This window comes from Yersinia sp. 2545 StPb PI (assembly GCF_052217125.1).
Taxonomy (GTDB): domain Bacteria; phylum Pseudomonadota; class Gammaproteobacteria; order Enterobacterales; family Enterobacteriaceae; genus Yersinia; species Yersinia enterocolitica_E.
Map to the genome: position 1 here is coordinate 2009616 of NZ_JAZGPY010000001.1, position 16339 is coordinate 2025954.

The following is a 16339-nucleotide window of genomic DNA, read 5'->3' on the forward strand; positions in this document are numbered from 1 at the left end:
GCTTAATGTTGTTGGATGTGATTTATTTTAGTCAGTGAAAAAATAAATTATGTGACGCTGTTCATTTATTCGGACATGTTATGAATGATTTAGCTTACTTGGGTAATTAATCGACAGTTATATAAACGACATTGATGTATTCAGTTGGGCTGCTAGCGTCATATTAGACTTTTTGTGTTAACTATTTGTGTAATCGGTATAAAAATTGATTCATAACCACTTTTCGGTGAGGGATAAATTTCAGGTATAGAAAAATAGAATCGCGGCTAATGATGAACCTTAAGGTGATGAGATGACTGTTTATCGTGGGTCAGGTAATAAATCCCCCTATGCTGATAAAAAAAATCCTGATAAAGTTAACGGCTCTATTAATTGTCAGGAGTTAAGGGCCTCAGCTCTCCCTATGGACTGTCACCGAAGTTACTGTTTATTTAGCGTTAATACCCAACCAGTGGGTTTAAATCTGGTTACTCAATCACGCACCTTTGCTGCGTATAATCTCACCCAATCTTTCTGCGTATCTATACTGACAACCGTGCTACGGCGTTTTGCTGTATCTGTTGCAGTGCGCACATCATCTAAATCGTGTTCTTATTTTCGGAGTCTGACATGGAATTTCTAATGGACCCCTCAATCTGGGCAGGGTTATTGACACTGGTGGTGCTGGAAATTGTTCTGGGTATTGATAACCTGGTCTTTATTGCCATTCTGGCTGATAAACTCCCCCCCAAACAAAGAGACAAAGCGCGAATCATCGGGCTGTCGCTTGCGCTGATCATGCGCCTGGGGCTGTTGTCGGTCATCTCCTGGATGGTCACGCTGACGACACCACTGTTTAGTGTCGGCAGTTTTAGTTTCTCGGGACGCGACCTTATTTTGCTGGTGGGGGGGCTGTTTTTGCTATTTAAAGCCACCACCGAGCTACATGAACGGCTGGAGGGTAACCAGCACGATGACAGTGCCAATCGAGGCTATGCCAGCTTCTGGGCAGTAGTGGCACAGATTGTGGTGCTGGATGCTGTATTCTCACTCGATGCAGTGATTACTGCGGTGGGGATGGTGAATGACTTGGCGATTATGATGACTGCGGTTGTCATCGCCATGGGCGTGATGTTGTTGGCATCGAAAACACTGACCCGATTTGTCAATGCCCACCCTACGGTGGTGGTGCTGTGTCTGAGCTTCTTGCTGATGATTGGCCTGAGTCTGATTGCTGAAGGCTTTGGTTTCCACATTCCGAAAGGCTATCTGTACGCAGCCATTGGCTTCTCTATTCTGATTGAGCTGTTTAACCAGATTGCGCGCCGTAACTTCATTAAGCATGAGTCACGTTTGCCAAGACGCCAGCGCACGGCTGAAGCCATCATTCGTTTGATGGGGGGGCGTCAGCAGCAGGAACCACAAAATGGTGACTCGCAACAGATGATACCTACCGAGGCATTTGCACAAGAAGAGCGCTATATGATAAGTGGTGTGTTGACATTGGCATCCCGCTCGATGCGTAGTGTGATGACACCACGGACAGAGATATCCTGGGTCGATTGTAATCGCTCACAAGAGGAGATCCGTGAGCAGCTCTTAGATACACCACACAGTTTGTTCCCGGTTTGTCGTGATTCATTGGATCAGATAATCGGCGTGGTTCGCGCCAAAGATCTGTTAGTTGCCATTGAGCGAGGTGACTCTATTTGTGAGTTTGCGGCGACAACGCCACCGATTGTGGTACCCGATACCATGGACGTGATTAATCTGTTGGGTGTATTACGCAAAGCAAAAGGCCGCTTAGTGGTGGTCAATGACGAATTTGGTGTGGTACAGGGTCTGGTAACACCACTTGATGTGTTGGAAGCCATTGCCGGTGAGTTCCCGGATGAAGATGAAACACCAGACATTATCACTGACGGTGATGGCTGGTTGGTGAAAGGAGGCGCGGATTTACACTCTCTGGAACAGGCTCTGGACTGTCACGAACTGGTAAGTCCGACCGCCGATTATGCCTCACTCGCCGGGATGCTGCTGTCTCACTCAGGCCATATGCCAACCGCCGGGGATGTGGTTGAACTGCATAACCTGCGTTTTGAGATTATGGAGGTTTCGGATTACCGTATCGAGTTAGTGCGAATCACCAAACTGAATAACGAACTGGAAGAGTAACACTCTAACAACGAAAAGAGTTTCGGCTAATGCGGGTCATCTTAAGGTGACCCGCATTTTTTAATGGATATTTCAGCGCTTTTTAGTTCGTTTAAGTTATCAGACTGATAAATAATACTCATCACACTATTAATTGTTTTTTAATAGACGAAACAATTATAGTTAACTATGTTTTTTATTGTTAATTTCCAGGCCTGCAATTTAAATAAAACTGATATATATAATAACGAAAGCAATAATACTAAAACCCCAGTAAATACTGATGACTATTAAAATAAACAATTGCTCATTAAGTTGTTCACAATCAACAAGTTATTTTTATTTTGCGTGTGAATGGAAACAAGTAATAATTAATTAAAATAATAACGCCAAATAAATTGATATATACTATGCTTAAAATCACTTAAGCAAGTCAATGCTCAAAGCAGTTATATGGGTATTTAAACAGAATTTAAGTAGGCATTAAAAACAGTTTAAAATATTGGTTTTAATCTATTTTAAAATGCCAGAATAGAAATTAACTTTCTGTTTTTGATGCCGTATAACCTATATTTTCACCATTCTACCCGCTCGTGATGGAGGTTCTATGAGAAAGATAGTTTTTGTTCTTGTATTAATGCTGTCTTCATTTGGTACATTCGGCCAGGAGACGGCGTCAAGGGCGCTTAGTGATGCATTATCGACACCCATCGCCGCTGAGGTAAATAAAAAAGCGTGCGATACTCAGCCTCAAATACCTCAAGGAGATATTGATTGGTCTGTGTGTTGTGAGATATGTTGCATTCCCGCATGTTTTGGTTGCTAGGCATAACAGTTATTTTTAATCTTTTACTGTGCATCAAGGGGCGCACCGGCATCCCCTTGATGAACACGATTTTTTCAATGTAATAAATTAATTACATTGCACTTTGATAGCCAGACCGCCACGGGATGTTTCGCGATATTTGGCATTCATATCTTTACCGGTCTCAAACATGGTTTCGATAACTTTATCGAGGGAGACGCGTGGATCACTGGTGCGGCGCATCGCCATACGTGCAGAGTTAATGGCTTTTACTGATGCGATGGCATTACGTTCAATACAAGGCACTTGTACCTGGCCGGCAACCGGGTCACAGGTCAGCCCCAAATTGTGTTCCATGCCAATTTCAGCGGCAATACAGACCTTTTCTGGGCTGGCACCCAGTAATTCAGCCAGACCTGCGGCTGCCATTGAGCAGGCAACGCCCACTTCACCTTGACAGCCTACTTCAGCGCCAGAAATAGAGGCATTCATCTTGTACAAAATACCGACAGCACCTGATGACAGGAAATAGCGGATAAAGATTTCCGGGGTGACCGGCTCAATAAAGTGGTCGTAATATGCCAGCACTGCGGGGACGATACCGCAAGCGCCGTTGGTTGGCGCGGTAACAACACGCCCGCCAGCCGCATTTTCTTCATTAACTGCCAGTGCAAACATATTGACCCAATCAATAACGTTCATTGGATCACTGGACAGGCTATCGGAAGAGACTAGCAGGCGGCGCAATGCGGAGGCACGGCGCGGTACACGCAGAGGACCCGGTAATACGCCCTCGGTGTTCAGACCGCGATCAATACAGGCGCGCATGGTCTGCCAGATAGCGGTGAAATAGGCTTCAATCTCTTCTTTGCTGTGCATCGCCAGCTCATTCTGCATCACCATACCGGAGATAGACATGCCGGTTTGCTTGCAGTTTGCCAGAATTTCTTCAGCAGAATTAAATGGATAGGGCACGCTGACGGCATTTACCGCAGCTTTGCCGAAATGCTCTTCATCAACGATGAAACCCCCACCGATTGAATAATAAGTTTTGCTCAGCACTTTCTCATCACCGGCAAAGGCGTGGATTTGCATGCCATTTTCGTGCAGTGGCAGATTATCGCTGCGGAACACCATTCCGCCTTCCCGTGGGAAATCAACTTCACGCAACCCATTGGCAAGCATCAATTTCTGGCTTAATCCCACATCACGGATAAAGGCTGGGATGCTGTCGATATCCACGGTGTCAGGCATATTGCCGGCTAACCCCATAATAATGGCGATATCGGTGTGATGACCTTTCCCTGTCAATGAGAGTGAGCCGTAAACATCAACGGCAACACGCGTGACAGATGGCATCAAGCCCTGAGTCACCAGCAAATCAGCAAACTCCTTGCCAGCTTTCATTGGCCCAACAGTATGAGAGCTGGATGGGCCGATACCAATCTTAAACATGTCAAAAACGCTAATCACGCTATAACTCCTTAACAACGCATTTTGTTATTCCCAGTGCATATGAATGTGACTGAGAATATCTATATTAAGTATAAGAGTTCTGTGGATAGCAGCAGGTTACTTCGCATGATAAATATTTATACATGAAGTATTGCCATCACAGACCCTTGTTTATTTGGGTCCTACTGGTGTTAGCCGCATCGATTTGATGCCGCAACAGTTACATATCACGATCAATTTAGGGCTAAAAAACGATCAAAAACCATATGAAATTAACTACATATGGTGTCTGCCTGTGTTATCACCCACGAACTAAATCGAGAGCAGCTTAGGATGACATCAGTGGCGCTCACTATCAGGTTTTAACCTTACATTTTTAGTGGTTTATAGTGATGAATGTTATTTTACAGATATTTCATAACGCTGACAGGCCAGTTTACAGTTTTTTTAAAATGGTTGTGCAAGGAAAGTAGAGTAAAAATCGATGTGATGGGGTGATAGGGATCGCTTTATGCTGTAATTCAGCTTTTTTAGCGGCAACGCTGTGAGGTGTGTCACTCATTACCCATGCTTGAGTGATGGTTTTAGATTAAATACTCACCTGTTGTGCCAGCCGCCGGATAATTGCCGCCGTCAAGCCCCAGACAAACTGGCTCTCATACCAAGAAAGATAGACCCGGTGATTGACACCTCCACGATGGATATCCAGAGAATAGTAGCGTGAAAGGCTAAGCGCCTCGTGTAAGGGCATTTCAAACAGACCAGCCACCTCTTCTTCATTAGCATGAAAGGCAATATTAGCGGGGATCAAACCAACAATCGGGGTGACCTGATAACCACTGGAACTGTCTAATGGCACCAGTTGCCCGAGGACATGTACCGCCGAAGCAGGAATAGCGACCTCTTCTTGCGCTTCACGCAGTGCGGTATCAATCAGTGAACTGTCTTCCCTGTCTGCTTTGCCGCCGGGGAAGGCGACCTGACCGGCATGTTTACGCAGATGATCAGAGCGCCGTGTCAGCAGTAAAGTAGGCTCTGGTCGACAAATTATCGGAATTAAAACCGCGGCATGGTGGCTATTGGCCGTAAAGCTGCCAGCTTGGGGCAGTTGCAGTTGAAACCGGCTGATAAATTCAGACAAAGTTTGCCCGATAAATAATTCACTCACAGAATGGCTCGCTTATAAGCTGTCTTTTTCAACGCCAGGCATTTCCAGTTGCGGCAAAATGCGGGCGATTTTATCAAATGTTTCCTGATATTCAGCCTGCTCCTGGCTATCAGCCACAATTCCTCCACCGGCAGAACAATAGATTTTGCCGTTTTCGGTCAACAGCGTGCGGATGGTGATGTTGGTATCCATCGTACCACAGCAACTAATATAGCCAATGTTACCGCAATAGGCATTGCGCCGCTGTGGCTCCAGTTGTTCGATGATCTCCATGGCACGAATCTTCGGTGCTCCGGTTATTGAACCACCGGGGAAGCAGGCTCGAAGCAGCGCCGTCGCCGGGCATTCAGCAGGCAGGGTCGCGGTAATGGTGCTAACTAAATGGTGCACTGCCGGGAAAGGCTCAACAACAAATAACTCAGGCACCCGCACGCTACCTGGTTGTGCCACACGGCCAATATCGTTGCGCAGCAGGTCCACTATCATCAGATTTTCAGCCCGATCTTTCGGTGAGTTAGCTAACCGTTCAGCCTGCAAGCGGTCCTGCTCGGGGAGCTCCAAACGTGGCAGTGTGCCCTTGATCGGGCGGGTTTGAATTTGATGGTTTTCCAGCCATAAAAAGCGCTCCGGCGAGACACTCAGTATGGCGTTGTGTGGCAAGCGGATAAAGGCCGAAAACGGTGCGCGATTACTGCGACTCAACGACAGAAAGGCTTGCCATTCATCACCTTGATATTCAGCACTGAATCTCTGTGCCAGATTAATTTGATAGCAGTCACCACTGTGCAGGTACTCTTGAATCTGGCGGAATTTTTCGCCATATTCCGCCCGCGACATATTGGCCTGCCATGGGCTGGTCAGTGTGAATGACTGGGGAGCTTTAGGACTCTGTTGCTGCTGTAGCCAGAGTAGGCGCTGCTCGGCATCCCCATGACACACCAGCGTCAGCTTCTGCAAATGATGGTCGGCAATCAGCGCCCAATCATACAAGCCGACCGCCATATCCGGTAATGCGATATCTTGTTCGGCCAGTGTCGGCAACTTCTCAACTCGACGGCCCAGGTCATAACCAAATAACCCCAATGCACCGCCCAGAAATGGCAGGTCAGGGTGTGATGGCAGTGGCAAGGCGAATTTATCGAGCTGCTGCTGTAATAAACAGAAGGGATCTGCCGGGGAGCAGACTCGGCCTTGCGCGCTGATTATCTCCGTTTGCAGGCCCCGAGTGGTGAGTGTTACCTGCGGGTCAGCGACCAATATATCAAAACGATTATGAGCATGTTCTGCGAATCCCGAATGCAGCAGCATTGCCCAGCTTTGATTGGCGAGTGGAGCAAATTGTTGGAGCAGGGCGTCAGGCTGATAAGGCAAGGTTTTGATGGTCAGGGATTTCACACTCATGAGTCACTATTCTTTTCTTTCGGATGGACATATTGGGGGCGCGATGACGCAGTTCGCAGCGCGCCGCAGGGAAGATTAGCATAAATTGGCGGGCGGGTCGTCTGGGGCAGTCAATTCACCGCAGACCCGAATAAACAGGTATACTTAATCAATTATATGTTGGAGATGAATCAATGCTAGCGGGTATGCCTTCACTTTCCCATGAGGAACAGCAAGAAGCTGTCGAACGTATTCACAAATTCATGTCAGAAGGTATGAGCAGTGGTGAAGCGATCGCACTGGTGGCCGCAGAAATCCGTGAGCGGCACCAAGATGATCCACAAGCCATGGCTATCTTTGAAGATACTGATTTTGATGATCATGATGAATCTGATTATCGCCGTGATAATGAGCAAGATGCGGATGACATTGAGGATCCGTACGAGGGATAAGCTCGGGATAGCAACTGATTAAACCCGCCGTTAATTGGCGGGTTTTTTATGGGATAACCAGATGAACGGGCTGAGGGTTACCCACTGACCACGACAGCCGCTGCGGCTCGTTTCGCTACTTCGATGGCGGTAGTGATATCATCAGCGACGGCCAGCGCCACCCCTAAACGCCGTTTGCCGGCAATGTCAGGTTTACCAAATAAGCGAATTTGCGTATCGCCAGTCAACGCAGTTTCTAAGCCATGATAAGCAATATTCTGGCTGGTCAATTCAGGTAAAATAACCGCTGAAGCGGCCGCGCCATATTGACGGATAGTGCCAATCGGGAAACCAAGAAATGCCCGGACATGTAATGCGAACTCAGACATATTTTGTGAAATTAACGTCACCATGCCGGTATCGTGCGGGCGCGGTGACACTTCACTGAAAATCACTTCATCGCCACAAACAAATAATTCCACGCCAAATAAGCCATAACCGCCGAGAGCTTTCACCACCTGAGACGCGATCGCTTTTGCGCGCGCCAAGGCGGTCTCACTCATCACCTGTGGCTGCCAGGACTCACGGTAGTCGCCATCTTCCTGACGGTGGCCAATAGGCGCACAAAAATGGATGCCATCAACAGCATTGATTGTCAGCAGGGTAATTTCAAAATCAAAACGAACCAAGCCTTCAACAATCACTCTGCCACCCCCGGCGCGGCCACCTTGTTGGGCATAATCCCAGGCGGTTTGCAGTTGACCTGCATTGCGGATCAGACTTTGGCCTTTACCGGAAGAACTCATTACTGGCTTAACGATACAGGGATAACCCACTTCACTAACGGCCTGACGGAATGCGCTATCAGTGTCGGCGAAACGGTAGCTAGAGGTTGGCAATTGCAGGGTTTCTGCCGCTAAACGGCGAATGCCTTCACGGTTCATCGTCAGCCGGGTTGCCTCGGCACAAGGCACGACCCGTTGGCCCATCATCTCGAGTTCAACCAGCATATCGGTGGCGATAGCTTCTATTTCTGGCACGATATAGTGCGGTTTTTCCTGTTCGACCAACTGTTTCAGCGCCGAGCCATCCAGCATATTAATGACATGGCTGCGATGGGCAACATGCATGGCGGGTGCATCTGCATAGCGATCCACGGCAATCACTTCCAGCCCCAGTCTTTGGCATTCGATAGCCACTTCTTTACCCAACTCGCCAGAGCCAAGCAACATGACACGGGTAGCGCCTGGGCGCAGAGCGGTTCCAATAGTTAGCATAGTTAGGTACCTACATCAGTGGGATAGTTGCACATTTATTTGTCGCGCGATCAATTTTACGGGCGCCAGTATACGGCAAAATGGCAACGAAAACGATTGCGTATCTGGCGAATGGCAGTGAGTCGATATCAATATATGCGCAGCGCATTGCGTATTTGGTTTGTTTTTTGCGGTTTAACTCCGGCAATGCCCCCATTTCTGGTATTATCGCGCCAAAATCTTGCGCTTGCCTTCAGGCTGTCGCTGCCATTCCATCCAGTTATAAGAGTTACTGCCGTGAGCACAACTTCCTTTTCTTCCCTGACGCTGCCTGCTGAGCAGTTGTCCAATCTTAATGAACTTGGCTATACCGAGATGACACCGGTACAGGCTGCGGCTTTACCGGCAATCCTCAACGGGCAGGATGTCCGGGCGAAAGCCAAAACCGGCAGTGGCAAAACTGCGGCATTCGGTATTGGTTTACTCGATAAAATTGCGGTCGGTGAGTTTGTTACCCAGGCATTGGTACTGTGCCCGACCCGTGAATTGGCTGATCAGGTCAGCAAAGAGTTGCGCCGCTTGGCCCGTTTCACGCAAAACATTAAAATCCTGACCTTGTGCGGTGGCCAACCGATGGGGCATCAATTGGATTCACTGGTACATGCGCCACACATTGTTGTGGGCACGCCGGGGCGTATTCAGGAGCATTTGCGCAAGAAAACACTGGTACTGGAAGATCTTAAGATTCTGGTATTGGATGAGGCTGATCGCATGCTGGATATGGGTTTTACCGATGCCATCGACGATGTCATTGCCTATACCCCGCCACAGCGCCAAACCCTACTGTTCTCAGCTACCTATCCGGTCGGTATCGAACGAATCAGTGCGCGAGTTCAACGCCAACCAATCAATGTTGAAGTTGATGATGGCGATGAAGTTCCTGCCATTGAGCAGGTGTTCTTTGAAACCACCCGCGAAAAACGTTTGCCGCTACTGATATCAGTTCTCAGTCATTATCAGCCGAGTTCTTGTGTGGTTTTCTGTAACACCAAGAAAGATTGCCAAAGTGTCTATGAAGCATTGGAATCTCGTGGAATCAGTGTGCTGGCTTTGCATGGTGACTTAGAACAACGTGACCGTGATCAGGTGCTGGTGCGTTTTGCCAACCGCAGTTGTCGTGTGCTGGTGGCAACCGATGTAGCAGCCCGAGGCCTGGACATTAAAGATCTGGCGCTGGTGGTTAACTTTGAGCTGGCCTTTGACCCAGAGGTTCACGTGCACCGTATTGGTCGTACTGGTCGGGCAGGGATGAGTGGTCTGGCGGTTAGCTTGTGTACACCACAAGAGATGTCCCGCGCGCATGCCATTGAAGATTATCTGCAAATAAAACTGAAATGGACCCCGGCGGAACAGGTGAGCCGTAGTGCTAACACGATGCTAGAGCCTGAAATGGTCACGTTATGCATTGATGGTGGGCGCAAAGCAAAAATTCGCCCAGGTGATATTTTGGGTGCTTTAACCGGTGAGGCCGGTCTGACCGCTGCTGACGTCGGTAAGATTGATATGTTCCCAGTCCATGCCTATGTTGCAATCCGTAAAGCCAGTGCCAAACGTGCCTTACAGCAATTACAACAAGGCAAGATTAAAGGCAAAAACTGCAAAGCCCGTTTATTGAAATAATTACACGAAGGGGAGATGACTGTTGCATCCCCCCGACAACTCACACTATACTGTTTATATGTACAGTTACTTGTGGGCGTGAAAGACATGAAAAGGACATACAGCAATGGCCGTTGAAATAAAATTCGTCGTGGTAAGACAGGGTGAGGAAAAAATGACTTTCACAACCAAAAAAGAAGCCGATGCTTACGATAAAATGCTGGATTTGGCTGACAATTTGTCTGAGTGGCTGTCACAGGCTCCCTTAACCCTTGAAGAAGATCAACGCGAGGCGCTGAGTTTCTTCCTGGCAGAAAATAAAGAGGCTTTGGGGCAAATTCTTCGAGGTGCTAACCCTGCGACTCCTGTCGATGGGCAAGCAAAAGTGAAAGCGGAAAAGAATGTACCAGAGAAAAAAAACAAATCTGAAGAAAATCAAGCCGCTTAATTTGCCAACTTTCAGCAGAAAGTGAAAAAGGGATCTAAAATGAATCGTGAAATCACCTTCTTTAGCCGATTTGAGGCGGATATTCTGGCAGATCGTAAGACGATCACCATCCGGGATAGCAGTGAATCCGATTTCCGCCCAGGGGAAACCTTGCGCGTATGTCGCAATGAAGATGGCGTATTCTTCTGCCACATTATGGTCAAATCAGTCACGCCAATCATGCTGGAGGCACTGTCTGACCGTCATGCGGAGCAAGAAAATATGTCATTGGATGAGCTGAAAAAGGTGATTAAGGAGATCTATCCTGGGCTGGAACAGTTTTATGTGATTGAATTTACGCGGTGTTAATTAAACGGCGTTATCATTATTACCCTGCAACGCTGTTCACTCTGTAACCTACCTTTCAATCATCGTTCCTACCATAGGATAGAAATAATAATATTTGGAGGAATGATGAGAAAGACAGGATTAGCCTTGGTATTGATCACTGCATTGGCGGGTATCACCAGTGGTGTACAGGCCCAAGAGCCGCGAGTAGCGAAATTACCTGCTTGCCCCGGTTTAAACCAATCTCAGGTAGCAACGCAGGTTAAGCGAGATTTTCTGCAAAACAGAATTACGCGTTGGGAAGCGGATAAGAAACAATTGGGTACTGATAGCCCAGTGGTTTGGATTAGCGCGGTAGACATTACAGGCCAGGATGATGTCTGGCAGGTTCCAATGACTGTTCGTGGTAACAAGGGTGACAAAACCTACCAAGTGGTACTTGACTGCAAAGCTGGCAGCATTACCTATAATGGCCCTAAATAGGTATACCTCTCATTAGTAATTGACTCAAATAGGTCTGGGTAGAATAACGTCTGCATAAAGTTAATAGCTGCCAAACAGGTGCTGGAGGAAACGTATCTGGTACCTGTTTATCCCCCCTCACGGCGGATACTCTCTCAGGTCTCTTTTATAATCATATTTATCATTTAATTAGCTCCCTTCAGCTAAATTATAAGCATATGCTGGTGCTTGGCATCCACAGGTAATCGTGTCACTCTCGCGTTAACGAACACAGATGGATAACTCAATCAATGACCATACCTCCAAAGGCCGATAAACGCCCTTATCCAATAACTATGCACGGCGATACCCGTGTAGATGACTATTATTGGCTACGTGATGACGAGCGTACTGACGCCGATGTTCTGAACTACTTGCAAGCTGAAAATGATTTCACCAACGCAGTGTTGCAGCCACAACAACCTTTGCGAGAAACCCTGTATCAAGAGATGGTTTCGCGAATTCCGCCACAGGAAGAATCAGTCCCCTATATCCGCAATGGCTATCGCTATCAGACGCGTTTTGAGCCGGGTAATGAATATGCTATTTACGTGCGTCAACCGGTTTGGGCTGATAGCAGTTGGGAAACGTTATTGGATGGCAACCAACGGGCAGCGGACAGTGAGTTTTATACCTTGGGTGGGTTGGATGTTAGCCCAGATAATCATCTATTAGCGGTTGCAGAGGATTTCTTATCGCGTCGCCAATATGATATTCGGGTGAAACATTTGCAAAGTGATGTTTGGCACGAAGAAGTTATCAGCAATACCTCAGGTAGTTTTGAGTGGGCCAATGATTCAAAAACGCTCTATTACGTGCGCAAACATGAAAAAACATTACTGCCTTATCAAGTGTATCGCCATGTAGTAGGAACCGACCCTCAATTGGACCAACTTATTTATCAGGAAACTGACGATACATTTTATGTTGGGCTGGAAAAAACCACATCTGAACGTTTCATTGTTATTAATCTGAGCAGTACCACTACATCTGAAATCTTGTTGCTGGATGCTGATAAGCCTGAATCCGCACCACAGATGTTTGCACCGCGCCGTAAAGACCATGAATACGGGTTGGACCACTATAAGCAACATTTTTATTTACGCTCAAATAAAGATGGCAAGAATTTCGGTTTGTACAAAATAGCCGAAGAAGGTAAGGAACAACGTGATTTTGCCGATGAATCTCAATGGGTGTCATTAATCGCGCCAACAACTGATGTTATGTTGGAGGGCTTCAGCCTATTCCGTGATTGGTTGGTAGTGGAAGAGCGTAGTGAAGGGCTGACGCATTTACGACAGATTCACTGGGCCACTGACGAAGAGAAATACATTACTTTTGATGACCCAACCTATGTTACCTGGCTGGCTTATAACCCCGAGCCAGAAACAGAATTTCTGCGCTATGGCTACTCCTCTATGACCACACCAAGTTCAATGTTTGAACTTAATATGGATACAGGTACGCGCCAGCTACTGAAACAGCAAGAAGTGAAGAATTTCACCCCGGAAAAGTATCGTAGCGAGCGGATATGGGTCACTGCAACCGACGGCGTAAAAGTGCCGGTTTCATTGGTTTATCACCAAGATCACTTTGTTTCAGGTAGTAATCCACTGTTGGTTTATGGCTATGGCTCATATGGCAGCAGTATGGATCCCGCATTCAGTGGTAGCCGATTAAGCCTATTGGATCGTGGTTTTGTCTTCGCTCTGGCTCATATTCGGGGCGGCGGAGAATTGGGACAGCAGTGGTATGAAGACGGTAAATTGCTCAACAAGTTAAATACTTTCAACGATTTTATCGATGTTACCAAAGCATTGATAACTGAGGGTTATGGTGATGCTAACCGTGTATTTGCCATGGGAGGCAGTGCTGGTGGCTTGTTGATGGGGACGGTCATCAATCAGGAACCCGGGTTATATAAAGGCGTAGTGGCACAGGTGCCGTTTGTTGATGTGGTAACCACCATGTTGGATGAATCGATTCCTCTCACCACTGGCGAGTATGATGAATGGGGCAACCCGAACGATAAGGCGTATTACGACTATATTAAGCAATACAGTCCTTATGATCAGGTAAAGGCTCAGGATTATCCGCACATGCTGGTGACTACCGGCTTACATGATTCACAGGTTCAATACTGGGAACCGGCAAAGTGGGTCGCCAAGCTGCGTGAAATGAAAACGGATGACCACCAATTATTGCTCTACACCGATATGGATTCAGGTCATGGCGGTAAATCAGGCCGTTTCAAAGCGTATGAAGACATCGCTTTGGAATATGCATTCATACTGGCTTTGGCTTAATCTAGTCAGGAATATTACGTCAGGTAATAGGTCAGGGTATGGCGCATATCTGGCGTAAGGTCAGTTATTGAAGCTAACATCCAACGCAGATAGTCCGGGTCTTGCCGGGCTATCTGTTCAATGCTTTTGCCCCGGTATTTCCCAAATTTAAATGTCTGTAATAACAGCGGCTGCTGTGTTATCTCGGCCATTTGTTCGGCGTTCCAACCAGAGTCTTGCATAATGCGCTGTAATAGCGCCGCAGTGACATAGCAGTCGTATAAAGCACGATGCGGGTATAGATTATCCGGTACTGAAACATTCAGTCGCAAAGCGTAACGCAGATATTGATTACTGTGCTTAATGTCAGGATAGAGCATTCGTGCCAGCTTAAGCGTACAAATCCATTGGCCGCCCATCTCCGGTAATACCCCACGATCAAAAGGCGCATTATGGGCAACATAATATGGGCTGCCTTGATATCTTCTAATCGCCACAGCAATTCGTGGTTTGCCTTCTACCATTTCTTCAGTGATATGGTGGATTACCATCGCATCAATGCTGATTGGTCGGTCTGGACTAATCAGATCACTCATAGGGTTAGCCAATGCTCCATCAACTAAATCAATAGAAGCAACCTCAACAATCCCACCGGCTAAACCACAGGTTTCGGTATCGATAACACGAAAATACATTTCTATCTCCCACCGACTATTGCTAAATAATAGCAACAAAAAACCCGCCTAATATGGCGGGTTGACTGACGAGACGAAAAGCCCGTTTATTCTGCGCTGGTAGAAGATGACTTCTTGGCGCGTTTCTCCGCTTTTTTCTCAGCTGGAGTTTTTAGTGGCTTTTTCTTCGCGTTCTTTTTGCTGTCCATTCCCTTACTCATGGCTTGCCTCTCTTTACCTTCGGTTAGGTTGGTACGCCCACCTATTAACCACCTTATGAGGGTAAGTTGCAAGGAGATAAAGCATCAATGCAATTAATCTATTGTTTAACAACAGTATTATTAAATCTTAATTTATCTTGTTACCGTTTAAATCGTGTTATCCCGAGGATATAACTGCGCAGAATGCATTGAGATATGGCGTAATTATCGCCAGTTGGAGGAATTAATTGGCTGATTGGCGTAAATGTGATGTTTTATCGTTGACCCTGCGTGCTGTATAGGCTTTGATAACTTTAATGTCTAATAACAAACATGGAAAAATAATGGAACAATTACGTGGGCTTTATCCAGCGTATGAACCCTACGACAGTGGTTTATTAGACACCGGCGATGGGCATCAGATTTATTGGGAACTCTGTGGCAACCCAGAAGGTAAACCAGCTGTATTTATACATGGTGGACCGGGAGGGGGTATTGCACCTTATCACCGGCAACTTTTTAACCCTAAAAAATATAAAGTGCTGCTGTTTGATCAACGTGGATGTGGTCGTTCAAAACCCCACGCCAGTCTGGACAATAATACAACCTGGCATTTGGTCGATGATATCGAACGGCTACGCAAAATGGCGGATGTAGATAAGTGGCTGATCTTTGGTGGTTCATGGGGCTCAACACTCGCATTGGCTTATGGTGAAACACACCCCGAACGGGTCAGTGAGATGGTTCTGCGTGGAATTTTCACACTACGCAAAAAAGAGTTGAATTGGTACTACCAGGATGGGGCCTCTCGTTTTTTCCCAGATAAATGGCAACGTATACTTTCCATTTTATCGCCAGAAGAACGGAGTGATATTACTGCTGCTTACCGTAAGCGGCTGACATCACCTGACAAGGCGGTACAACTGGAGGCTGCCAAAATTTGGAGTTTATGGGAAGGTGAAACTGTTACATTATTACCGACCAAAAGCTCTGCTTCCTTTGGCGAAGATGATTTTGCTCTGGCCTTTGCCCGTATTGAAAATCACTATTTTACCCATCTAGGTTTTTTAGACAGTGATAACCAATTGTTGGATAACGTGACACGTATTCGTCATATTCCAGCAGTTATTATTCATGGTCGATATGATATGGCGTGCCAGCCACAGAATGCCTGGGATTTAGCACAAGCCTGGCCAGAGGCTGAATTGCATATTGTCGAAGGTGCGGGGCATTCCTTTGATGAGCCAGGAATTCTGCACCAGTTGATTCTGGCTACAGATAGATTTGCGCGTAAGTCATAATTGTCTTATTCGGTCCACTCCCGCAACTTGATACCTGCGGGAGTTTTTAGTCGCTTACTTTATCTTGGGCTCATACGGTAAGCGTGAGAATTTAATTGATTCAGCACGGTAGTGAGCTAAGCGTTGTAAAAAATACTCACGCAGTTCTTCCGGCTGTTCCCGGGCGATCATTTCAGCAATCACTGGCATATTGTAACGCTCTTTAAACGCCACACCTGAAGCGGCTAAATCAACATTCATTTTTGCCGTTTCTTCGTCAGAAAGCTCCGTCAGATTATATCCCATCGTTTTCTCCTTCTTAGGCTGTGGGGGTATG

General features: G+C 46.8%; 15 protein-coding genes. 9 read left to right on the forward strand and 6 right to left on the reverse strand.

The window, feature by feature from the left end:
- The first annotated feature begins 609 nt into the window (after nt 1-609).
- Both V1955_RS09220 and V1955_RS09225 read left to right on the forward strand, forming a co-directional pair.
- Nucleotides 610-2154, forward strand: a complete 1545-nt coding sequence (locus tag V1955_RS09220; RefSeq protein WP_083158594.1) for a TerC family protein — start codon at nt 610-612, stop codon at nt 2152-2154.
- A gap of 616 nt (nt 2155-2770) precedes the next feature.
- Nucleotides 2771-2959 (forward strand): ST-I family heat-stable enterotoxin, encoded by a 189-nt coding sequence (locus V1955_RS09225; protein ID WP_280512713.1) that lies wholly within the window; start codon nt 2771-2773, stop codon nt 2957-2959.
- Nucleotides 2960-3046: 87 nt separating this feature from the next.
- Here the strand turns inward: V1955_RS09225 and V1955_RS09230 are convergent, their stop codons facing one another.
- The 3 genes from V1955_RS09230 to pabB form a co-directional block, all read right to left on the reverse strand.
- Nucleotides 3047-4411, reverse strand: a complete 1365-nt coding sequence (locus V1955_RS09230) for an L-serine ammonia-lyase (protein ID WP_083158595.1) — start codon at nt 4409-4411, stop codon at nt 3047-3049.
- Between the two features lie 571 nt (nt 4412-4982).
- Nucleotides 4983-5561, reverse strand: coding sequence for a CoA pyrophosphatase (locus tag V1955_RS09235; protein ID WP_442820815.1), 579 nt, complete (start codon nt 5559-5561; stop codon nt 4983-4985).
- A gap of 12 nt (nt 5562-5573) precedes the next feature.
- Nucleotides 5574-6962: an aminodeoxychorismate synthase component 1 gene (pabB, locus tag V1955_RS09240; protein WP_442820816.1), complete on the reverse strand. Its 1389-nt coding sequence runs from the start codon at nt 6960-6962 to the stop codon at nt 5574-5576.
- A 173-nt stretch (nt 6963-7135) separates the two neighbouring features.
- Here pabB and V1955_RS09245 point away from each other — a divergent pair, with 173 nt between their 5' ends.
- Nucleotides 7136-7393: a YoaH family protein gene (locus tag V1955_RS09245; protein ID WP_083158598.1), complete on the forward strand. Its 258-nt coding sequence runs from the start codon at nt 7136-7138 to the stop codon at nt 7391-7393.
- A 77-nt stretch (nt 7394-7470) separates the two neighbouring features.
- Here the strand turns inward: V1955_RS09245 and purT are convergent, their stop codons facing one another.
- Complete coding sequence (gene purT / locus V1955_RS09250; RefSeq protein ID WP_083158599.1) at nt 7471-8649, reverse strand: formate-dependent phosphoribosylglycinamide formyltransferase; 1179 nt, start codon at nt 8647-8649, stop codon at nt 7471-7473.
- 276 nt (nt 8650-8925) lie between these two features.
- Between purT and dbpA the strand changes: the two genes are divergently transcribed.
- The 5 genes from dbpA to V1955_RS09275 all read left to right on the forward strand — a co-directional run bounded on the left by dbpA (nt 8926) and on the right by V1955_RS09275 (nt 13869).
- The gene (gene dbpA, locus V1955_RS09255; RefSeq protein WP_083158601.1) at nt 8926-10308 is read left to right on the forward strand and encodes an ATP-dependent RNA helicase DbpA; all 1383 of its coding nucleotides are present in this window, start codon (nt 8926-8928) and stop codon (nt 10306-10308) included.
- Nucleotides 10309-10414: 106 nt separating this feature from the next.
- Nucleotides 10415-10735 (forward strand): YebG family protein, encoded by a 321-nt coding sequence (locus V1955_RS09260; RefSeq protein WP_083158602.1) that lies wholly within the window; start codon nt 10415-10417, stop codon nt 10733-10735.
- A gap of 39 nt (nt 10736-10774) precedes the next feature.
- A complete protein-coding gene (gene yqfB, locus V1955_RS09265; RefSeq protein WP_372569262.1) occupies nt 10775-11083 on the forward strand; it encodes a N(4)-acetylcytidine aminohydrolase in 309 nt (102 codons plus the stop codon).
- A 105-nt stretch (nt 11084-11188) separates the two neighbouring features.
- Nucleotides 11189-11545 (forward strand): protein YebF, encoded by a 357-nt coding sequence (gene yebF / locus V1955_RS09270; protein WP_265331620.1) that lies wholly within the window; start codon nt 11189-11191, stop codon nt 11543-11545.
- A 269-nt stretch (nt 11546-11814) separates the two neighbouring features.
- Complete coding sequence (locus tag V1955_RS09275) at nt 11815-13869, forward strand: S9 family peptidase (protein WP_420073561.1); 2055 nt, start codon at nt 11815-11817, stop codon at nt 13867-13869.
- A gap of 14 nt (nt 13870-13883) precedes the next feature.
- On the opposite strand, the gene exoX is transcribed toward V1955_RS09275, so the two are convergent.
- A complete protein-coding gene (exoX, locus tag V1955_RS09280; protein ID WP_083158606.1) occupies nt 13884-14543 on the reverse strand; it encodes an exodeoxyribonuclease X in 660 nt (219 codons plus the stop codon).
- A gap of 523 nt (nt 14544-15066) precedes the next feature.
- Here exoX and pip point away from each other — a divergent pair.
- A complete protein-coding gene (gene pip / locus V1955_RS09285; RefSeq protein ID WP_083158607.1) occupies nt 15067-16023 on the forward strand; it encodes a prolyl aminopeptidase in 957 nt (318 codons plus the stop codon).
- A 54-nt stretch (nt 16024-16077) separates the two neighbouring features.
- Here the strand turns inward: pip and V1955_RS09290 are convergent, their stop codons facing one another.
- Nucleotides 16078-16308 carry a DNA polymerase III subunit theta gene (locus V1955_RS09290; protein ID WP_083158608.1) on the reverse strand — a complete coding sequence of 77 codons (231 nt, stop codon included), beginning with the start codon at nt 16306-16308 and terminating at the stop codon, nt 16078-16080.
- Nucleotides 16309-16339: the final 31 nt, after the last annotated feature.